General features: G+C 52.9%; 21 protein-coding genes. 8 read left to right on the top strand and 13 right to left on the bottom strand.

What is annotated here, in order from left to right; all coding sequences use genetic code 11:
* Window positions 1-51 precede the first annotated feature (51 nt).
* The 7 genes from ACTHYN_RS08080 (at window position 52) to ACTHYN_RS08110 (ending at window position 6,458) form a co-directional block, all read left to right on the top strand.
* Entirely contained in the window at window positions 52-753 is a 702-nt protein-coding gene (locus ACTHYN_RS08080; RefSeq protein ID WP_441811942.1) for a MotA/TolQ/ExbB proton channel family protein, read from the top strand.
* 24 nt (window positions 754-777) lie between these two features.
* Window positions 778-1,299: an ExbD/TolR family protein gene (locus ACTHYN_RS08085; RefSeq protein WP_441811943.1), complete on the top strand. Its 522-nt coding sequence runs from the start codon at window positions 778-780 to the stop codon at window positions 1,297-1,299.
* The gene (locus ACTHYN_RS08090) at window positions 1,296-1,811 is read left to right on the top strand and encodes an ExbD/TolR family protein (RefSeq protein ID WP_441811944.1); all 516 of its coding nucleotides are present in this window, start codon (window positions 1,296-1,298) and stop codon (window positions 1,809-1,811) included. Before ACTHYN_RS08085 ends, ACTHYN_RS08090 begins: the two co-directional genes overlap by 4 nt.
* 101 nt (window positions 1,812-1,912) lie before the next feature.
* Window positions 1,913-2,713, top strand: coding sequence for a C39 family peptidase (locus ACTHYN_RS08095; protein ID WP_441811945.1), 801 nt, complete (start codon window positions 1,913-1,915; stop codon window positions 2,711-2,713).
* Window positions 2,714-2,773: 60 nt separating this feature from the next.
* On the top strand, window positions 2,774-3,784 hold the full coding sequence (locus ACTHYN_RS08100; RefSeq protein WP_441811946.1) for a transporter: 1,011 nt from the start codon (window positions 2,774-2,776) through the stop codon (window positions 3,782-3,784).
* Between the two features lie 39 nt (window positions 3,785-3,823).
* A complete protein-coding gene (locus tag ACTHYN_RS08105) occupies window positions 3,824-5,449 on the top strand; it encodes an OmpP1/FadL family transporter (RefSeq protein ID WP_441811947.1) in 1,626 nt (541 codons plus the stop codon).
* Window positions 5,450-5,483: 34 nt separating this feature from the next.
* Window positions 5,484-6,458 (top strand): MalM family protein, encoded by a 975-nt coding sequence (locus ACTHYN_RS08110; RefSeq protein ID WP_441811948.1) that lies wholly within the window; start codon window positions 5,484-5,486, stop codon window positions 6,456-6,458.
* Window positions 6,459-6,463: 5 nt separating this feature from the next.
* Here the strand turns inward: ACTHYN_RS08110 and ACTHYN_RS08115 are convergent, their stop codons facing one another.
* The 3 genes from ACTHYN_RS08115 to ACTHYN_RS08125 all read right to left on the bottom strand — a co-directional run bounded on the left by ACTHYN_RS08115 (window position 6,464) and on the right by ACTHYN_RS08125 (window position 8,842).
* On the bottom strand, window positions 6,464-7,495 hold the full coding sequence (locus ACTHYN_RS08115; RefSeq protein ID WP_441811949.1) for a polysaccharide deacetylase family protein: 1,032 nt from the start codon (window positions 7,493-7,495) through the stop codon (window positions 6,464-6,466).
* A complete protein-coding gene (locus tag ACTHYN_RS08120; protein ID WP_441811950.1) occupies window positions 7,492-8,106 on the bottom strand; it encodes a DNA-J related domain-containing protein in 615 nt (204 codons plus the stop codon). Before ACTHYN_RS08120 ends, ACTHYN_RS08115 begins: the two co-directional genes overlap by 4 nt.
* 91 nt (window positions 8,107-8,197) lie before the next feature.
* Window positions 8,198-8,842: a TetR/AcrR family transcriptional regulator gene (locus ACTHYN_RS08125; protein ID WP_441811951.1), complete on the bottom strand. Its 645-nt coding sequence runs from the start codon at window positions 8,840-8,842 to the stop codon at window positions 8,198-8,200.
* A gap of 72 nt (window positions 8,843-8,914) precedes the next feature.
* Here ACTHYN_RS08125 and ttcA point away from each other — a divergent pair, with 72 nt between their 5' ends.
* Window positions 8,915-9,835, top strand: coding sequence for a tRNA 2-thiocytidine(32) synthetase TtcA (gene ttcA, locus ACTHYN_RS08130; RefSeq protein WP_441811975.1), 921 nt, complete (start codon window positions 8,915-8,917; stop codon window positions 9,833-9,835).
* A gap of 30 nt (window positions 9,836-9,865) precedes the next feature.
* Here ttcA and ACTHYN_RS08135 read toward each other — a convergent pair whose 3' ends face one another.
* From ACTHYN_RS08135 to ACTHYN_RS08180, 10 genes are all read right to left on the bottom strand, one after another.
* Complete coding sequence (locus ACTHYN_RS08135) at window positions 9,866-10,555, bottom strand: sulfite exporter TauE/SafE family protein (protein ID WP_441811952.1); 690 nt, start codon at window positions 10,553-10,555, stop codon at window positions 9,866-9,868.
* A complete protein-coding gene (gene ccoS / locus ACTHYN_RS08140) occupies window positions 10,545-10,787 on the bottom strand; it encodes a cbb3-type cytochrome oxidase assembly protein CcoS (RefSeq protein ID WP_441811953.1) in 243 nt (80 codons plus the stop codon). The genes ACTHYN_RS08135 and ccoS overlap by 11 nt, the downstream gene beginning before the upstream one ends.
* 94 nt (window positions 10,788-10,881) lie before the next feature.
* On the bottom strand, window positions 10,882-13,275 hold the full coding sequence (locus ACTHYN_RS08145) for a heavy metal translocating P-type ATPase (protein ID WP_441811954.1): 2,394 nt from the start codon (window positions 13,273-13,275) through the stop codon (window positions 10,882-10,884).
* Entirely contained in the window at window positions 13,272-13,787 is a 516-nt protein-coding gene (locus ACTHYN_RS08150) for a FixH family protein (protein WP_441811955.1), read from the bottom strand. Before ACTHYN_RS08150 ends, ACTHYN_RS08145 begins: the two co-directional genes overlap by 4 nt.
* 51 nt (window positions 13,788-13,838) lie before the next feature.
* Window positions 13,839-15,266, bottom strand: a complete 1,428-nt coding sequence (gene ccoG, locus ACTHYN_RS08155; RefSeq protein WP_441811956.1) for a cytochrome c oxidase accessory protein CcoG — start codon at window positions 15,264-15,266, stop codon at window positions 13,839-13,841.
* Window positions 15,267-15,399: 133 nt separating this feature from the next.
* Window positions 15,400-16,290: a cytochrome-c oxidase, cbb3-type subunit III gene (gene ccoP, locus ACTHYN_RS08160; RefSeq protein WP_441811957.1), complete on the bottom strand. Its 891-nt coding sequence runs from the start codon at window positions 16,288-16,290 to the stop codon at window positions 15,400-15,402.
* Window positions 16,287-16,472, bottom strand: a complete 186-nt coding sequence (locus tag ACTHYN_RS08165; RefSeq protein WP_441811958.1) for a cbb3-type cytochrome oxidase subunit 3 — start codon at window positions 16,470-16,472, stop codon at window positions 16,287-16,289. The genes ccoP and ACTHYN_RS08165 overlap by 4 nt, the downstream gene beginning before the upstream one ends.
* A 4-nt stretch (window positions 16,473-16,476) precedes the next feature.
* Window positions 16,477-17,085, bottom strand: a complete 609-nt coding sequence (ccoO, locus tag ACTHYN_RS08170; protein WP_441811959.1) for a cytochrome-c oxidase, cbb3-type subunit II — start codon at window positions 17,083-17,085, stop codon at window positions 16,477-16,479.
* 14 nt (window positions 17,086-17,099) lie between these two features.
* Complete coding sequence (gene ccoN / locus ACTHYN_RS08175; RefSeq protein WP_441811960.1) at window positions 17,100-18,530, bottom strand: cytochrome-c oxidase, cbb3-type subunit I; 1,431 nt, start codon at window positions 18,528-18,530, stop codon at window positions 17,100-17,102.
* A 242-nt stretch (window positions 18,531-18,772) separates the two neighbouring features.
* Window positions 18,773-20,599: a sensor domain-containing diguanylate cyclase gene (locus ACTHYN_RS08180; RefSeq protein WP_441811961.1), complete on the bottom strand. Its 1,827-nt coding sequence runs from the start codon at window positions 20,597-20,599 to the stop codon at window positions 18,773-18,775.
* Window positions 20,600-20,702 lie beyond the last annotated feature (103 nt).

Consider the following 20,702-nt stretch of genomic DNA (forward strand, 5'->3'; position numbering starts at 1 on the left):
TTCAGTAGCGCATAGACTGGGTTAACGCCTTGTCTATGGAGTGCCCAGAAAATGATCGATACTGCCGTTCGCTTTTTTCAGGAAGGTGGCTTTTTTATGTTCCCTATAGCCGCTGTTCTGGTTGTCGGGCTTATTGTGGCCATTGAGCGATACGTATATCTGTCTGCCCAGAAGATTGCTAATCGAAGGGACTTTAACCGCCTGCACCAAATGATTGCGAAGCGCGATTTCAACGGGGCTCTCCGTTACGCTCAGGAATCCGGTACCGCGATGGCCACTATGATCGGTTTCGGGCTTCAGCGATTGGCTCGCCGCCAGGGGCGTGAAGACATCGAGTACGCCATGGAAGAAGGGCTGCTGGATGTAATGCCCCGTCTTGAAAAGCGTACACAGTACCTTGCAACCCTGGCTAATATCGCAACATTATTAGGTTTGTTAGGGACCATTATCGGGCTGATTGCCGCATTTACCGCCGTTGCAGCTGCCGACCCTGCGCAAAAAGCCAGCTTGCTGTCGCAAAGTATTTCCGTGGCCATGAACACCACGGCTTTCGGCCTTATGTCGGCGATACCCATCTTGTTGATTCACTCCGTTTTACAGACTAAAACCAATGAGATTATAGACAGCTTTGAAATGGCTGGCATCAAGGTGCTTAACCTGCTTAGCGATAGTTCCGGGTCTCATCCTGATGCGCAACCGCAAGCTGCGCCATCCTTGACCACTGCATCTGCACCCATCGGCACTCCGGCCTGATACTCAGCTGAAGGATCTCAGGTTATGAGGCGGAGACATCGTCGATTAAAGAGCGAGCCAGATCTGGACATTACGCCATTCATGAATCTTATGATTGTGCTGGTACCGGTTCTGCTTTTGAACATGGTATTTGCGCACACCAGCGTTCTGGAGCTCAACTTTCCCACTGGCGAAAATATAACGATGGAACAGGCGGAAGAGTTGCAGATACAGGTGGTGATCCACGTTGATCGTCTGGTGATTGCGGACAACAAAGAGGGCGTGATCAAGACCATTGCGAAAACCGGGGGCGAGTATGATTTCCGCCGGCTCAAAAAGGTAATGAAAATCCTGAAAAGCCGTGTACCTGATAAAAAAGACGTGGTTATCCTGCCGTCACAGAGCACCAATTACCAGACGCTGGTTACCGTAATGGATACGGTGCGCTCCTACGATGCTGTGGTTGCAGGTAGTCTTGTAGAGGCAGAGTTGTTTCCTGAAGTGTCCTTGGGCGAGGACCCCATACAAGGGGCTGAAGAAGCGCAGAGTGCTGGAGGGCGAACATGAAGGAATCTGCCAAAGCCCGCCGGCTGAAGCGTCACCATAGGCGCAATAAACATCAAAGCAAAATGAACCTGGTGTCGCTGATGGATATTTTCACGATTCTTGTGTTCTTCCTGATGGTTAATTCCTCTTCCGATGTCCAGGTACTCAACCAGAGCAGTGCTATCAAACTGCCGAATTCTTCCTCTGTGCAACCGCCGGGAGAGGTGTTGGCGCTAACGGTGACGGATCAGGATATTCTGGTAAACGGGCAGGTGGTCATTAAACGCGAAGTACTCAGGGCTTTGAAAGGGCAGGTGGAGCCAGGCTTGAAGCAAGAGCTGGATTACCAGGCCAGCCGGTCTGGCAAGCCGGCACCGGAAGCAGGGCGGGCTATCACCATTCTGGCAGACCGCGAACTGCCTTACGATTTGCTTAAGAAAATTATGTCTACGTGTGTAGATGCGGGGTACGCCAGTATTTCTCTGGCAGTTAACCAGAGTGCAAACAAGCGACAGGTGCAGGGCCAGATTTGAGGCACAGTTATCTTTAAGCCATCAGTTCTTTCGGTATCTTACCGTAACAATATGTAATCCGATAAATGTCACGGATAATAAAAACAGGAAGTTAATCTGACATGCTGCTGGTGCTCGCTGGATCCATTCTCACATTTGCCATGGTGCAGGAGGCTACCGTGGTAGAGCCCTATGAAAAAGGCGCGATTGTGGTTGAGCAAAAGGTCGATGCCAGCCCGGTGGAGCTACGCACAGGCTTTCGCATTGAGCCTTTGGTCGAGCAGAATTTTCGTAACATTGTCCGTCAGGCATACGACTACAGCTGCGGTAGCGCCGCACTCACAACCGTACTTAATTTCTATTTGGGTCGAACCCTTTCAGAGCGGCAGGTAATGGAAGGCCTGCTGCATTACGGCGAAAGCGACCGTATCGTGTCGCGTCGGGCCTTTTCCATGCTCGATATGAAGCGCCTTGTGACGGCACTCGGGTATCCCTCTGGCGGTTTTCGCGCAACAACCGACGATCTGATGGACCTGGACCACCCGGCCATCGTTCCTATCCAGCATGCAGGCTTCAAACACTTTGTAGTACTTAGAACCATTCGCGATGGCCGTGTGTATGTGGCTGATCCAGCCGTTGGCAACCTGTCTTTCACCCTGGCCCAGTTTGAAGAAAAGTGGCACGACAATGTGTTGTTTATTGTTTTTCCGGGGAGTGACAAGCCTTTGGATAACCTCGAACTCAAAGAAGAAGATCTGCGCTTTGTAGACGATCAGACCATGACCCTACTGGCATTGCAGAAAATGCCAGTGTTCCATGAATCTACCGCCAGGCGTATCCAGAATTTACTTGAGCGTCAAAAGAACAATCCCGACGGCAGTGTTGAGAATACTCGAAAGCAATTACATTACCGTCGTAACTAACATTGGCCGGGCGGAGTGCCTGGCGCAGGGCTATTACCAACAAAAATTAAGGGAGTCAGGATGAAACGTTGGCTTGTGCGAGGTCTTATCCTTGTTTCCGCGGCGGGTTTGCTTGCGGGTACTGCCCAGGCGCAGGAAGAGAGTGTAGATCAGGCGAGAGATGCGCTCGCAAAACAGGAGAGCGACAAAGACTCTTCGCAACAGCTTGAGGAAGTGTTCCAGGCAGCTGAGCAAAATTATTCCCTGCAGAAAAAAGGCACCCATTCTCTTAATTATTCGTTTGATTACTCCTACACGGCCGATCAGCGCCTGGACCTTGCTATTACAAACGGCTCGGTTCGAAATCTGGATGTGGTTCCCTCGGCAACTCACAACTTCACCAATGCGTTTTCTTATGACTATGGGCTGTTGGATAACTTCACTGTTGGGGCACGGATACCCCTGGTTGTAAAGTACGACACCGAAGATGAATTGAATGTGTACGACTTTGGCGATATCTCATTGACAGGCCGCTGGCAGCCGTTTGCCTATGTGCCCGGGAAAATGTCGACAACCCTTTTCGGCACATTTACCAGTAAAACGGGTGTAAGCCCCTACGAGATTGATATTAAGGAGCAGCTTTCTACCGGCAGTGGCTATTACTCCCTCGGAGGTGGCGCGAGCCTGTCCAAGGTACTTGATCCGGTGGTGATTTTTGGTTCTGTAAGCGCCACATACAACCTGCCGGCAGAAGATCTTCAACAGGTTCGGGGTGCTCGCTTGCTGAATGAGGTTGAGCCAGGCTTTGGTCTTTCTGGTTCTACCGGGTTTGCCTATTCACTGTCCTACGATATTTCATTGAGCATTTCTGCGCAGTTAAGTTACAGCGACGAAACCGTTCTCACGTTCTCCAATGGCGACCAGGCCATTGCCCAGGACCAGATGAGCGGATTCCTGAGTGTTTCGCTGGGAACCCGTGTTAGCGATACCACGATCATCAATACCAGCCTTGGCATTGGTCTGACTGAGGATGCTCCGGATTTCTCCCTGGGAGTGTCCCTGCCCATTAATTTCTCCGGTCTCAAAGAGTGATTGGTGCCGCTGACGATTTAACGGGAAGGGAAAGACTTCATGGGATATAACAGCCACAAGCGGCAGTTACTTGCGGCAATGGTCGCCGCGACACTTTCGTGTGGAGCCCAGGCTCAGCTTGCACAGAACCTGACCATTCACCCGAAAGCACTGGCTTTGGGTAACGCTGTCACGGCCGATCCTCCAGGAATCATGGCCATTCACTACAATCCGGCGGGTTTGACAAAACTGGATGGCCGTCAACTGGAAGTGAACCTGATGAGCATCTATCTGGATATCGATGCTGATTTCACGGCTCCGGATGGCTATGAGATTTTTGGAATAGATGGTCTGGAAATTGACCCGGACACAGGCAAACAGCGTGATCCCGTTGCCAATAGTCACAGTCATACCAATAACGTTGCGCTTTATGTGCCTGGCTTTGGCATTCTTCGCACCCCGAAAGGGCCGGCAATTGCGCCCTCTGCGGGCTTCAGCATTAATCCGCCGGGCTCCAAACTGACATTTGGTAACGCCTTTTATCTGCCCCTGGCGGCAGGTTTTTACCGTGATAAAAACGATCCGGGCCGGTACCAGCCTCAGGCAACAGCGTTGCAGCGCACTACCTATCTGGCACCCACCGTAGGCTATGAAATTAACGATGAATGGTCTGTGGGCGCGGGAATCCATTTATCCCACATGGGGATTGCTGCAGATCAATACATGCGGGCGCCTAACCTCTTGCTGGGCGTAGCAGAAATTTTACAGGACGCGTTCAACTGCGAAAGTGGCGACGAGCCACTGCAGCCTTGGCTGGCTCTGTGTGGGGGGAACGTCGGCCCTTGGGATGATATCGGTGCTTTGAGCATTAATGTTCAGGAAACACTATCACCTACCTACACCCTGGGTGTTATGTGGGAGCCAAGAGACTGGTTCAGCTGGGGCGCAAGCTACACCTCCGAAGCTGAAATGAACATGAAGGGCACCTTCGAGATTGAATATACTGACGACTGGTCCGGGTTCTGGCAGAGCGTTAACGGGTCGGTGTTAGGTGCCATTACCTCGGCTATTCTCAGTTTGCCCTCTGGCGCCCCCCGGGAAGCGGGCAACGTGAGTATGGATCTGGTGTATCCGCAACACTTTCAAACCGGGATCAGTGTGGATGTTCACCCAAAACTGACACTGAACGCCGATGTGGGTTGGACGGACTACAAACAGTGGGATGCTTTTTTGTTCCGCTTTGACCGCAACCTGGAATTCCTCAACGCAGCGCGTATTTTGTCTCCAGACAATGCCACTCCAAACACACTCAAGCTGCCCCTGGGTTTTAAAAGCCAGTGGAACTGGGCCTTCGGAATGGAATTTCATGCGTCATCACGGCTTGATCTGAGAGCCGGTGTAGAGATCCGGGATTCGGTGATACCGGACGATCAGCGCTCTGTCATGGCGCCTTTTGGTGGTGCCAACCTATACAGCATTGGTATGGGGTACAAGTGGGATAAAAATACTGAAATTGACATGAACCTGAGCTATTTGCATTCTGTTGAGACCATTCCGGCCAATACCAGCTGCAACATTAACTGCGATAACATTACCAATATTATCTATAACCCCTACGCTGGCCTGGATGTGAAAACATCATTGCGTGTTGTTATGGCTGGTCTCAGTTTCCGCACGAAATTCTGATTATATTGTGCGCCTCACTAAAAGGGGCATTTTGGTGAATATAAACCAAGGGCTAAAAACGGTTGTATGTATCATTTTCTGGGCGGCTCTCGCGGGTTGCCAGGTGGGTGGGTCAACGGTGTCAGACAAAGAGGGCTACTTTACCTGGGTAGACGAGCAGGGTCGGGTGCGTTATTCACCTATAGCCGAAGAAGAACCTCACAAAAAAACCACCGATGAGGAGTTTAACGCAACGAACTATCCGGATGCGGAAGCGCTCCGGCGCAAAGGGTATGTGCGCGAGGGCGAGCAGCAGCCCTACTTTACCTGGCGGGATGCCGAAGGTAACGTTAGAAACACCGCCTATCAGCCGGATACGCGTACAGATAAGGAAAAAGGTCGGGTTGCGCCGCCCGCAACGATCACCCCGGCTAACGTGTATCGCGCGACCGACATGCTTGTTTCCGCTGATCCCGTAGCTGGGCACGACCCGGATGCCTTTGCCATTCTGGGCATCGAAAAAAACGGCGACAATTATTTGGAGCGCTTTGCCGGCACCTGTTGCCAGGGGATTGAGACCGAAAACCATGAGCGCTGGCAGGAAGGCCGAAAATTTGGCATTCACCTGACAGAAAACTCGCCCGTGCACGGGTTTCTCACCGGCAAAAGCCCCTACCAACTGATTTCTTTACCACACAGAGAAAAGCCCGGGGGGCAGGTTATGCGGCTTCGCTCCTATGCCAATAACGGTATTTTTGTGCCGTCGGTGGTCTTTCTCAACAGCGACCTTGTTCCGGTGCGGCTGGTTACAGATCTGGTTTCAAAATTTGAACCAGAAAACTGGCACCGCCGAGGCTACCTGGAAGCGCGGATTCCCGTCTTGGAGGTTAAGGCGGAACGTTGGATGCTGATTTTTACGCGCAAAAAAGACCTTGAAGGCCAGACAGTTGTTGAAACACGTCGTGGCCCTCGCAAGATTCCTCATGTAACCACCGGCGAATTTGGGCTAAGTATGATTGAGGCCCGGTAGGCGCTTCAGTCTTCGGGCTGGCTAAGATCTAGCCATTGTTGAGACAACCAGTAAAAACTGCCGTCCTCTGCGGGGTGGGTGCAGTTATAACGGAATCGACGACTGTTGAAGGGCTTGGGAGCTTGTACTGAAATCTGGTCGCCTGACACGTCAAAATCAATGCGCCCCATGCCTGATGCAAAGCAGGTTAGCCGGGCAGGTTTCATTCCCTCTGCGAGAGGCAGGGTGAGCACCGGCGGGTTGGTGTCCATGATGCCATCAGGCAGGGTATTGGTATCGATGGGAAACGCCTTGCTGGTCAGTTTGTCCTTTAGACCATTAAGCTGCCCGTAGGCGTTGGCCATGGGGTATCTGGGCAAACGGGTTTTTCCGGAAAGTGGGCCGATTGCCCCTGATTGTTGCCCGAATCCAAACCAACCCCTCTCGGAAATCTCTGCCTCAAGGGCTTCATCGAACTCGCCATAAGGATAGGCAAACAAGGGTAAATCCGTTCCAAGCTGCTTTTGTAATGCCGCCTGCGCAGAATCCAGGCTGCGGGTTATCCGTTTTTCCCAGTGTGATTGCGGTTCACCGGGCTTTCTCGCCATATGACCATGGCCGGCACTGTGATTGGCAATGCTAACACCTTCGCGGTTGGCAAGCTCCTGCAACTGCTCCCACGTCATATATCCATGGTTACCCACGGCTTTTGTATCAACGAAAATAGTATAGGGCAGGTCCCGTTCCTGAAGCATATCGGCCGCTACGCTGTAAACTGATTCGTAGGCATCATCGAAGGTGAGTGCGATATTTTGTTGCGCGGGTGGGTTGTCGGAAAGCAGGTTTGTTGTCGCATCATGCAGGTCAACAACATCGATACCCAACTCTGAGATCAGATCCAGCTGAGCCTGAAACAAGGATGCGGAGGTACTGGTGGAAGGCGGAGTGGCATCGCTAATATGATGATACTGGAGTACGACCAGGTCGGCCCTCGCAGTCAGGCTTGCTAACAAAAGCGAACTCAGGGTCACGCACATCCGGAATTTTCGTGCAATCATGACTGCTCCATCATCTGACCAAAGTGCGTTTTAAGCACAGAGAATGCCTCGTTTAGGGACTGGATTGCTTCGGTTTCACCTCCCCGGTCAGGATGAGCTTGCATCACGGCGCGGCGAAACGCCTGCTTAACCGTAAGAAAGCTCGCGGGAACCGACTCGAATCCTAACACGTTTGCTGCTTGCAGAATGTCGGACCTGTCAGGCCCGGAACCCTGGTAGCCGGCCCAGAAATTATCCATCATCTGATTTATGGCGTCTTCCGGTAACTCGTACTGGGATAAATCCAGATAGAAACTACGCAGGCTATCTACTGAGCCGGGCATTCCGCTACCGCCAACCGTATCCTGGGGCTCAATGCTGATTCGCATGGGCGAAATGGTCAGACTCTCACCCGCCTGGGCCAGGGTATCCCTAAGCCGGTAAAGCACGTGAAAGAGTAAAAAGTGCACTGGATAGAGTTTTTGCGTGTCATGAAACTCCAGCTCCCCGATCAGCCTCCAGGGCGGCCTTTGTAGCTTTTTGATGAGATTCAATTCGTCTATACCAAAGGCTGAGCTACGCAGTTCATGCTCAACAGCCACCAGAAGGTGCTGAATCTGTTGTTCCAGCATTGAACCAGGCACGCTTGCGGTGGTTGAACAGGGAACGTCTGGAGAGGTTGGCGTGTTATTCATAGTGCCAATGGTAGGTTAGTGGCAGCGTTCAGGGAAGGGTGGTCAGCTTGGTTAGGCCGCCTGTGAACAAGGCGGTTGCAAACTTTGTCGCTCTGAGCACCTCTTCCTCTGCCTGCTCCGGCTGCTGATAAACGCGCCTGGCAACCATTAAGCTTGTTTCGTAAGCCACACCGAAGAAGGCTGTACAGAGGTACGCCTGATCCGTTTTGGGCAGAATATTCTGCTCAATAGCTGCCCTGACATCGCTTTCCAGGGACATCATGATTAACCCGAGAATACCAGAGCCGAACAGCTCTTTTAAGGCGCGATCGTTGCGGTGGGCAAGTTCATACACCAATGGATCTTGTGCGGTTGCCTGGTAGAGAGCCAGGTAGGAGCGATAAATAAAATCTTCTGCTGTTGTGGCCGAGCGCCTGGACTGGTGCAGGTGTTCATTGAGACCACTGAGAAAATCCGTCAGCAGCGCCGCAAAGATGTCCTGTTTGCTTCGAAAGTAATTATAAAAAGTACCCGAAGCCAGGTCCGTTTTCTGTATAAGCTCGCGAATAGTGGTATTTTCGTACCCCTGATCCTGAAAGCAGGTGCGGGCCGCAGTGAGTATGGCCTGGCGATTACGCAGCCGGTTCTGTTCGCGCTTGCCAGTCACATCTTTGCTCGAACTCAACGTATCCATGTCGATGTCCTGTCCCTGAAATGATGGGATGGGTATAATACCATGACCATTTTCTCAATAAATACGGTTGTTATGCCCGAAGCGATATTAGATAGCTCCAAACAGGCTCCTGGTTCTGAGTACGAACGATCTCGCAAAACAGAGCAAAATAAGTTGCAGAAGCGTCTGCGCCGGGATGCGGGTCAGGCCATTGCTGATTTTTCGATGATCGAGGCAGGCGACAAGGTTATGTGCTGCTTATCCGGTGGCAAAGATTCTTATGCCATGCTGGATATTCTACTTAACCTGCAAAAAAGCGCCCCAGTATCCTTTGAGTTGATCGCGGTTAACCTGGACCAGAAACAGCCGGGCTTTCCGGAAGAGGTTCTACCGGACTATCTGGCAGCCATAGGCGTTGAATATCACATCATCGAGAAAGACACCTATAGCATCGTTAAGGAAAAAGTACCTGAGGGAAGCACTACGTGTGGCTTATGTTCGCGCCTGCGTCGCGGCATTCTCTATAACTTTGCCGAAGAACATGGTGTGACCAAGATTGCCTTGGGGCATCATCGTGATGATCTTCTGGAGACCCTGTTTCTGAATATGTTTTACGGTGGCAAGCTTAAAACCATGCCTCCGGTACTGCACAGTGATGACGGCCGGAATACAGTTATTCGCCCATTGGCATACAGTCGCGAGAAAGATATTGCCAGATACGCCGAGCTCAAGCAATTTCCTATTATTCCCTGCAATCTGTGCGGCTCTCAGGAAAATCTGCAAAGACAGGTTATCAAGGAGATGTTCCAGAACTGGGATAAGCAGCATCCGGGCCGGCTTGAATCCATGTTCAAGGCATTGCGTAATGTTGAGCCGTCGCACCTTGCGGATACGCGTCTTTATAACTTCCGCGAGGGTAAGCGTTTGGGTGGAGAGCGCCAGGCGGTACAAACAGCCACGCCAGAACAGGAGAAAGAGCAGGATTTTGGCCGCCTGGATGTTCTGAATATCTAAATCTGTTTAAGGCTGCCGGAAAGGGCAGGTTTAGTGACCGGCCAGCATCATGAACGGCAGGGTCCACAGCCCGAAAAGAACCAGCAGGGCACCGGCGAACTTTCGGAACGCCGGGTTGCGTTTAAGCTCGCTGATCCAGGTCGCCGCGTAACCAGCGCCAAGCATCGAGGGCAGGGTGCCCAGCCCGAAAAACACCATGGTGAGTGCGGCGGAACCTACCGTAGGCTGCAGCGCCGCCCAGCCTAGTGTGCTGTATACCAGCCCACAAGGCAGCCATCCCCAGAGTGCACCGAGAGCGAGCGCCTGCCCTGCGTGATTAATTGGAAGCAGTCGGCCTGCCAGGGGCGACAGGCGCTTCCACAGAGGGGCGCCAACGCGCTCCACATAGCGAATGCCCTGCCACCATTGCCCCATTGATAAACCCATGAAAATCAGCAATAAACCTGCAATTGAGCGTAACACCCAACCAAGTTGTGCCCACTGATCAGCAGCGGTTGTGCTTAGCAGGGCGATCAGCGCAGCGATCAGTGCGTAGCTTGCGATTCGGCCAACGTTGTAGGCCAGCAATAACACTGTTTGCCGTGTACGGAACCCCTTGCCAACAGGCAAAGCCATGGAGAGAGAGGCGCTGATCCCGCCGCACATGGCTATGCAGTGGGTGCTGCCAAGCAAACCAATGAGAAATGCGCTGGGGTAGCTAAGGTATAGGTCAGGGCTCATGCTTGGATGAATCTTCTGGATTGTCCTGGTTATCTTGTTGGGGCTTTGCGGCGTCTGATTTGTCTAAGCGGGCTTCTTCCGGAATCAGGTCTTTATCGTCGTCGTAAAGAATCCGGTGTGCCGGGCCTTCCAAATCGTCGTACTGGCCATTTTTAACTGCCCAAGAAAACAACAGGATACCCATGGTTACCAGAATCAGCATGACAGGTACCAGGAGTATTACGATTTCCATAGCGTAAACCTTTTAGTGAAAGCTATACAGGTACGTTATCAGGGCACACTCTGTGCGCCAAATTCCGTCACCCTGACAGGGTTTTTGGGCGGGTTTACTTACCCAGGCGCAAGGCGTTGAGCACGACTATTAACGAGCTGATTGACATGCCTATGGCGGCGAGCCAAGGCGGAACCAATCCTGCTGCCGCCAGCGGCAGGGCGCAGACATTGTAAACCAAAGCCCAAGCCATGTTCTGGCGAATGATTCTTCTGGTGCGGCGGCTGGTATTTATCGCTTCAACCAACTGCATAAGTTGGCCGTTGAGTAATACCGCGTCTGCTTTTAGCTGAGTGAGGTCGGCGGCTGTGCCCATGGCAACCGAGATGCCTGCGCCGGCCATGGAAGGCAGGTCATTAAGACCATCACCAACCATCATTACCTGATGGCCTTCAGATTCCAGCCTCTTGAGAACGTTTAATTTGTGTTCCGGCGAAGCCTGCCCGATTGCTTCATCAATGCCGAGCATGTCTGCGATCTGACGAACATGGCCAGACCGGTCACCGCTCAGAAGCAGTGTGCGAATGCCGGCATTCTGCAAGGCTTCGACGGCTTTGGCTGCGTCGTCTCTGGGCTGGTCGTCAAGCCGAAAGCAGGCCAGCCACTCGTTGTCTGCCGCCAGCCAGACCTCCATACCTGAGTGTTGTTCAGCTTCAGGTTCGGGGGCGTGCGTGTGTTTTGCAACAAAACCCCTGTGGCCAATATAAAAAGACTGACCGCCGAAGGTGCCGGAAAGCCCGCCGCCAAGGTGGTTTTCAACATGCTCTATGGCGGTCGCCGGGCGACCATGGAAAACCCGTGCAATCGGGTGCTCAGAATGCTGCTCCAGGCCGGCAGCAAGGCGCAGGCAGCTGTCTTTGTCTTTGCTACCAACCGTGTGCGTATTGATCAGGCTCAACTCGCCCCGGGTGAGTGTTCCGGTTTTATCAAACACCACGGTATCTATGGCGTTTATAGTCTCCAGGGCATGGCCTCGAGTCGGTAAGAAGCCCAGGCGCCGCAGTTTTACTGTGGCTGAAGTTATGGCTGTAGGTGTGGCCAGAGATAGCGCACAAGGGCAGGTAACCACCAGCACTGAAAGCGTAATGTCAAAGGCGTTATCTGCCCCTGCCAGCCACCAGCCAATCCAGACGAGGGGGGCTAAAATGAGCACCCGGCCAACAAACTTGCCGGCAATGCGGTCTGCCATGCGCGCCACCGGCGGCTTTTCTGATTGAACGCGATCGAGTATTCGCAGAATGCCCGAAAGCCGCGTTTGTGCACCGGATTTTTCCACGTTTACGTCCAGCGGGTTTTCACCATTGATGCTTCCGGCATGAACAGTATCGCCGGGCACCCGGGTTTCGGGCAGATATTCGCCGGTGAGAGCGGATTCATTGAGGGTAGATTGGCCACGGAGAATGGTGCCATCAACGGGGAGGGTTTCCCCTGGCCTGATTCTCACCACGTCTCCCGGTTTTACCTGGTGAGCCGGTATGATTTCTGTATCTTCCTCATTGACTCGCGTGGCTACTGTAGGGTGAAAGCCGGCCATGGCATTACCAGTGAGCCCTGCACGATATCTCGCCTGAACCTCTATGTAGCGGCCGAGCAGCAGGAAAAATGTAAACATGCACACAGATTCAAAATACACTTCTTCACCACCTGCAAACGTTACCCAGGCGCTGGCTCCATAGGCAAGGCCGATAGCAATGGCGACGGGTACATCCATAGTAAGGTGGCGGGTCTTGATATCGCGCTGTGCATTGCGAAAAAATGGTCCTGCGCTGTAAAACACCACCGGCGTGGCAACAAGCAGACTAAACCAACGAAAAAATGCCACAAACTCAGCGGACACACCACTGATCAGTTCGAGGTAAAGAGGGAATGCAAGCATCATGCTCTGGAATGTACCGATACCTGCAACCGCCAGCCGAATGAGCATGGAGCGGTTTTCCGCTTTCAGCTGGTCTTCCACTTCGTCGGATTGGTAGGGGCGAGCACTGTAGCCAAGCTCGTGAATGGCAATCAACAGATTGCTGAGGCTGGCCTTATCCTGGGCCCATACAAGCCTTGCTCGCTGTGTCGTATGGTTTACCGAGAAGGAGAGTACGCCGGGCTGCTGCTTCAGGTGGTTTTCAAGTAACCAGATGCAGGCTGCGCAAGTAATGCCGCCAATCAGAAGCTGTGCTTCCTGACCGGCCTTAACCGGCGACACGAAGGCTTGCTGCACCAGGGGATGGTCCAGCTCCCGCAGCCGGTCCAGCTCGCCACCGGTTAGTTTTTTTGGTGTTACAGCTGGCTCTGTGCGAAGTTGGTAAAAACCGGTAAGGCCTTCCGTGTGTATGATGTTGCACACCGCCTTGCAGCCTTCGCAGCAGAAGAAGCGGGTCTCCCCGCTGATCTGAAATGTTATTGGCGGTTCCCCGGCAGCGGGTTCACCGCAATGGAAACAGTCCCTTGGGCTCACCCTTGAGCGGCGCCTTCAGAGGTTATGTGAAGCTTGTTATCGCTGGGTAGCCAGGCTTCACCTTTTAGCCGCCACTGATTGTCAGGCCCGCGTAGCTCGTAATACCAGCGCCCATCAATGTCGTCCAGCAACGACCCGGTGTAGTGGCCGTTGCCATCGCTCCGGAACTGAATGGTGCGATCTTTTTGGGCCAGTGTTGGATGGAACAAATTCAGCACAAGATAGGGGTAGCTCGCAGAGCCTTGCTCGGTATTAACCGTTAGCAAAATAGCCCGGTCTTCAAACGCCAAATCAGCATTCACGCCCAATTCTCTGGCTTTCACGTCGCGAGCTATCTCCTGGTTAATGCCCCGGCCTTCTTTTGAGTAGTCGTCCGACACCATCGTGTCGTCCATGTTCGAAGCGACAACAAACATGATAATGCAAAAAGTGATTGCGGACAGTGGTGCGATGGTCAGAAACCAGAACCAGGGCTGGCGATACCAGGGTGCGACGGAAACTTCTTCATTCATAATACGCAGTCTCTTCTATGGACGGGGGCCCAACTGTGATCCTGGAGAGGGTCATTGGGTTGGGCCAACAAATCGGCTTTCGGTTTCCAGCTTCAGTGAAGCATCCGTTTCAGACTGTGCGTGGAAGATAATTTCAGTGTTCGACTGTGGAATAGATTCGGGTGAAACGTCTACGACGGTGGGCAGTGAGCGAACCTCACCGCTGTCTACGGTCACCTGAGCCTCGGTCAGAATGCGAATGTCATCCATGCCCGCAACAGACAGGGTAAACGTCTGTGGCACTTCAGACATATTGACGACCTTCAGGGTATAGGAGTTTTCGATTCGTCCCTCACCATTGAAGCTGTACAGGGCACCACGGTCCCGAAGGACATCAAGCTGAGCGGGCACCCGGGTAGCTATAACAAAAACGATGGCGGACATCATGGCCACCAGCACTATGCCGTACCCGAATGTGCGCGGCCGCAGCAGCTTCGATGGTTTGCCCTCCAGTTCGTTCTCGGTGGTGTACCGAATCAGGCCCCGCGGATAATTCATTTTGTCCATGATCTCATCGCAGGCATCAATGCAGAGCGCACACCCAATGCATTCGTACTGCAGGCCGTCGCGAATATCGATTCCGGTGGGGCACACATGCACGCACTGTCCGCAATCAATGCAGTCGCCCAGGCCCGCTTCCTCCGGGTTCACGTTCTTTTTGCGGCCACCGCGAGGCTCACCACGGTTGGGGTCGTAGGATACAATGCGTGTGTTCGGATCAAACATTACAGACTGGAAGCGTGCATACGGGCACATATACAAGCAAACCTGCTCCCGCATCCAGCCTGCGTTCAGATAGGTTGCAACGGTGAAGAATGCCACCCAGAAATAAGCCCAGCCATTGGCCTGGAGCGTGACAATGTCGGCAATCAACTCCCGGATAGGGTAAAAGTACCCGATAAACGTCAGCCCGGTTACCAGGGAGATAATGAGCCAGGCTGTATGTTTTGCTGATTTCTTGAAGATTTTCTCAGGGGAGTTTGGAGCCTTGTCCAGCTTCATCCGCTTGTTCCGGCTGCCCTCAATGCGCTCTTCCACCCACATGAATATGAAGGTCCACACAGTTTGTGGGCAGGTATAACCACACCAAACCCGACCAAACAGGGTGGTGATAAAAAACAGCCCGAAAGCGCAGATGATCAGCATACCCGAAAGAAGGAAGAAGTCCTTGGGGTAGAAGGTAGCGCCGTACAGGTGGAATTCCCGGGCGGGAAGATCAAAGTGAATGAGCGGGGCACCGTCCAGAGTCAACCAAACGAACAAGAAATACATGCCCATAAGCACCAGAAGGCTGACAGTTCGGATGCGCTGGAACAGGCCCGTTACTTCCTTGGCATAAATTTTCTTTCGACTGGCGTAAAGCTCAACGGTTTCCGTTTTCTTTTCGCCCGAAGGTTCCTTGGAGGGGTCGACCTGTGTGACAGGAATTTGGTTACTCATGGATACCTCCAGGTGGAGTTATATAAACGCGAGAGGGGCCTTGCGGCTACTGCAGATCTTCTCAACCCTGTGCCCGCGTGCGCAGGCACAGGGTTGAACAGACCATGCCGGGCCATGCGGCCCGGCTGGAGTGTCAGTTTGACAAGCTGTAAACGTATGCAGCCAGAATCTGGATCTGATCTTCCGAGAGGCGGCCACCCTGGGCTGGCATCTCGTTCTGGCGACCGTTAACAACGGTTTCCTTGATCCATTTGTAGGTCGACCCGTAGAGCCAGACGTTGTCAGTCAGGTTCGGTGCGCCCATGGCTTGCATGCCTTTCCCTTCCGGGCCATGACAAGCGGTGCATGCTTGAGCAAACACAGCTTTACCGGCCTCGGCAGCGGCTGCATCTTTCTCACGACCGCTGAAGCTCAATACATAGTTTACCACCTGGTCTACCTGCGTGCTGGTCATGCTGGGCATAACACCCTTGGCAGGCATGTTGCCCTGGCGACCATTGTGCAGGGTTGCCAGGATAGCATCCGGCGTACCGCCCCACAGCCAGTCATCGTCGGTCAGGTTGGGGAAGCCAACCTGACCGCGTGCGGCAGAGCCGTGACATACAGAGCAGTTGTTGGCAAACAGACGCTGACCAATTTTCAGTGCGTCGTCGTTTTTGGCCAGCTCGGGTACCGGGGTCTCGCCGTACTGGGCATAGATTTCGCCATACTTTTCGTCAGCTTCGGCCACTTCTGCTTCCCACTGGTTGGTGGATGTCCAGCCCAGCAGGCCTTCGTAGTTGCCCAGGCCCGGGTAAAGGGCCAGATAACCAAGGGCAAATACGCATGTGGCTACGTAAAGGTAAAACCACCACTTTGGGAGGGGGTTGTCATACTCTTCGATACCGTCGAATGAGTGGCCCGTAGTGCGTTCGGTTTCGGTATTGGTTGGCTGGCTCTTGCGGGTTGCAAACAGCAGCCACCAGCAACCGAAGACCGTACCGAGCACGATCACAGTGACCCAGATGCTCCAGAAGGTAGTCATCGTTTTTTCTCCGTTTTTTCCTGTTCAAGAGTACGCTTGTCCACCTCATCATCCTCGAACGGCAGGTTAGCTGCTTCGTCGTTCGGCTTTTTGCGGTGGGCACTGAATGCCCACCAGATGATGCCAATGAATATAGCGATCAGCAGAAGGGTTTGAACGCCGCGTAACTCGTTAATATCCATCAAATCACCGCTTGTCTGAAAGTACGGTTCCAAGTTGCTGCAAATACGCAACCAGGGCTTCGATTTCAAACTTGCCATCCAAATCGTCAGCCGCACTGCCGATTTGGTCGTCGGTATAAGGGACACCCAGCGCTTTCAGGGTTGACATCTTGGCTGCCGTTCCCTTGTGGTCCACCTTGTTCTCAAACAGCCACGGGAAAGCAGGCATGTTGGATTCAGGAACAACACTGCGCGGGTTGAACAGGTGCTGGCGCTGCCAGGCATCTGAGTATCGACCACCGACACGGGCAAGATCTGGTCCTGTTCGCTTGGAGCCCCAAAGGAAGGGGCGCTCATAAACAAGCTCACCGGCTACAGAATAGTGCCCGTATCGCTCGGTTTCAGCACGGAAAGGTCGGATTTGCTGGGTATGACAAACGTGACAGCCTTCGCGAATGTAAATGTCACGCCCCTCCAGTTCCAGCGAGGACAAAGGCTCAAGGCCTTCGATAGGCTCATTAACCTCGTCCAGGAAAAAAAGCGGGACTACTTCCGCAAGAAAGCCACCACTTATGGTCAGCATGATAAAAACGATCATCAGACCAATATTTTTTTCGACAATATCGTGTCTCATTTGCTCTCTCTCCGTTACGCCGCTTGAACTGCCGCATTGTCTTGGGCAACCGCTTCTTTCTGGCGCACGGTCATGTAGACGTTATAGGCCATGAACAGCATACCGGTCAGGAAGATGGCGCCGCCCAGGAAGCGTACAAAGTACCCTGGGTAAGACGCCTCAAGGGACTCAACGAAGCTGTAGGTGAGGGTGCCGTCTTCGTTTACTGCACGCCACATCAGGCCTTGCATGATGCCGTTCACCCACATGGCGACGATGTAAAGCACGGTGCCGATTGTTGCCAGCCAGAAGTGGGTGTTAATCATGCTGGTGCTATACATTTCCTTGAGGCCCCAGAGTTTCGGGATCATGTGATAAACTGCGCCGATACTGATCATGGCAACCCATCCCAGTGCACCAGAGTGTACGTGGCCGATAGTCCAGTCAGTGTTGTGGGATAACGCGTTTACCGTTTTGATTGACATCATGGGGCCTTCGAAAGTGGACATGCCGTAGAACGACAGGGAAACCACCAGGAAGCGCAGGATGGGGTCAGTGCGCAGTTTGTGCCAGGCACCGGACAGCGTCATCATGCCGTTGATCATGCCGCCCCAGGAGGGTGCAAGCAGAATAAGCGACATAACCATACTGGCAGTCTGTGCCCAGTCTGGCAGGGCGGAATAATGCAGGTGGTGACCACCGGCCCATACGTAGGTCGCAATCAGTGCCCAGAAGTGAACAATGGACAGGCGGTAGGAGTAAACCGGGCGGTTGGCCTGCTTGGGAACAAAGTAGTACATCATGCCCAGGAAGCCAGCGGTCAGGAAGAAGCCCACAGCATTGTGACCATACCACCACTGTACCATTGCGTCGGTTACACCGGCGTAGGCTGAGTAGGACTTGAAAGCACTGACCGGTATCGCCGCGCTATTCACAAAGTGCAGCACACCGATGGTGAGGAGAAACCCTCCATAGAACCAGTTGGCGACGTATATGTGTGGCGTGGCTCGCTTGGTTATCGTGCCGAAGAACACGACACCGTAAGTAACCCAGACCACAGCAATCAGAATATCGATGGGCCATTCGAGCTCAGCATATTCTTTTGTGCTGGTTAAGCCCATTGGTAGGGTAATAGCTGCGGCAACAATAACGGCAGTCCAGCCCCAGAAGGTAAAGGATGCCAATTTGTCGGAAATCAGGCGTGTTTGGCAAGTGCGCTGAACTACGTAATAGGACGTGGCAAACAGGGCGCTACCGCCAAAGCCGAAAATGACCGCGTTGGTATGCAGAGGTCTTAGGCGACCAAAGTGGGTAAAAGGGAGGTCGAGGTTGAGAGATGGCCAGACCAGTTGTGCTGCAATCAGCACGCCTAGGGCCATACCAACAACACCCCATACCACTGTCATGATGGCGAACTGTCTTACCACCTTATAGTTGTATGTCAGGTTCGGATTTTGTGTGCTCATAGCCTTACCAATGGGTTCAAAGTGGGGAATTATGCGGGCGCAAGTATGGAGAAAGCATTAGCTGTTTGCAATGATGCGGATCAACTCCTGACATCTATCAAGTGTGCCCGAATCAGCGGCATGGCGCCATTTCTGAGCGCCTTGCAGCTGATACGCTATAATAGCTCCAGTGCGCTGAAAGTTGAACTTGGGAAACTTGATCAAGAGCAAAAAACGTAGCATTGGGGGTGAAAGTAATCGCGCTAATGTTCGGAGACAGCGGTTTGATTTCGACCCCGGGCTTTTGCTTCGTATAGAGCACGGTCGGCACGTTCAAAGAATGCCTGTTGATCCTCGTTGGTGAGTAACGAGGCTATGCCAGCGCTCATTGTAAGCGAGGCGATTTCACCGTTTGGTGCCTCAATCGAAGAAGAACGGAGTTCTTCCAGTAGAGCTGCACATACTTTTTGCGCACCCTCAATGTCAGTGCCGGGCAGCAGTAGTGCAAATTCTTCGCCGCCAAATCTGATTGCAACATCCTGTGGGCGTTTTACATGGCGCAACAGAGTACCGGCGATCAATTGCAGGCATGTATCGCCAAAGCCGTGACCCCAAGTGTCATTAACGGCCTTGAAGTGGTCAGCGTCGAGCAGAATTAATGATAATGACCGGCTGGTTCTGCGCGCCTCAGCGCATAAGTTAGGTAGGGTTCTATCCATGTGGCGTCGGTTGAACAGGCCAGTGAGCGGGTCGTTCAGGCTCAGCGTTGCCAGCTTCTGGTTGGCGTCTTCCAGTTCTCGCATGGTTGAACGCAGCTGAGCAGTGCGCTCGTGTACCCGGAGTTCCAGATCCGTTCTGGCCTTTCGCTCCACCGCAAGTAATTGGCTGTTCAGCAGCCGCCAGCGCTGAACCATAGCGTAGTTAAGCAGTATGATTTGCCCACCGAAAGCAGCCTGCATCAGCGACTCCCGGGCCAGGAAATCCGTAAGGTGGCCAAACGCTGCCAGGGAATATGCGACGGTCCCGCTTGCCAGCATTGCCCATGCAAGAACGTACCATTTTGCTGGCTGATAGCCTTGGCGCCATCGGCTTAAAGCAATGATGGACAGGATAAACATGACGGCTAGCCCGAGCCCGGTATTGAAAAGAACGGCCTGATTGTAAGGGATCACCAGGGTTAGGCCGGTAAAGCCGGTGCAAATCCAGGTAATGGCTTTTAGCGTTTTGTCTGCAAGGGTGCGCGGCTCTATTTCAAGAAATGAGCGCCCGAAAAGAGCCATGGCCAGCACGCATAAAATGAGGGTCACAGGGATGGCGGTATTGGCGACCTCCGGGTTTGTTGGCCAGAAATACTGGTTGGCAAAGCCACCCATGGAGCATAGAAAAAGCCCCATAGCAGCCATATAAAAGGCGTTGTGAAAGTAATAAACAGTTCCCGAGCTAAAGAATAGAAGAAGATTGAAAATCGCCAGTACCAACACGGCGCCATAAAACAGCCCGTGGGTGACCGCCAACTGATTACTCTCCGCGAGCAGTTCAGCGGGAGTCTGCAGGTTAAGAGGAATGTTCAGTGCGCCACTACTGTGTACGCGCATGGTAATAGAGCGGGCTTCGCCGCTGTTCAGCATGATCGGCAGAAGGAAGTATCTGTAATCTACGACTCTCGAATTAAAAGGCTGCTGATCACCAGTTATCACAGCGCTATCCGGGTTATTGTTCTGCCAGAACGTGACTTCATCCAGTAGAGGGTAGTTCAGGTTGAGATACCATAGCCGGCGCTCGCTACTGTTATTTTCGACAGCCAGTTGAATCCAGTAAACCGAGCGTGTTCGGCTGAAAACCAAATCATGCCCACGGGCAGGCGCCCACTCCAGGTCTTCTGGTAGCTCACCCGGGTTTGTTGCGTTATACGCCGGGTCTCCTGGTGATGATTGATGGTGGCATACGTAATACATCAATGAATTGCGCGCTTCGGAATCACTGGCATCCAGTACCGGGCACTCTGAAGCTGGCGTTGTTGTCTGGGCAAAAGTGGGCGCTGGAGCCGCGTAACAGGCCAGAAGAAAAAGCAGGCGCACAAAATGTGACATCAGTAGTTTCCGAAAATATCAAAGTTCGGAAGTGTAGCGAACGTACACAATTTATGCTGTTAAACACTTTAAAATTATGTAAGTTGTTACAGGCTTAATGTGC

Origin of the sequence: Marinobacter sp. (genome assembly GCF_052091845.1) — a bacterium.
Lineage (GTDB): Bacteria > Pseudomonadota > Gammaproteobacteria > Pseudomonadales > Oleiphilaceae > Marinobacter.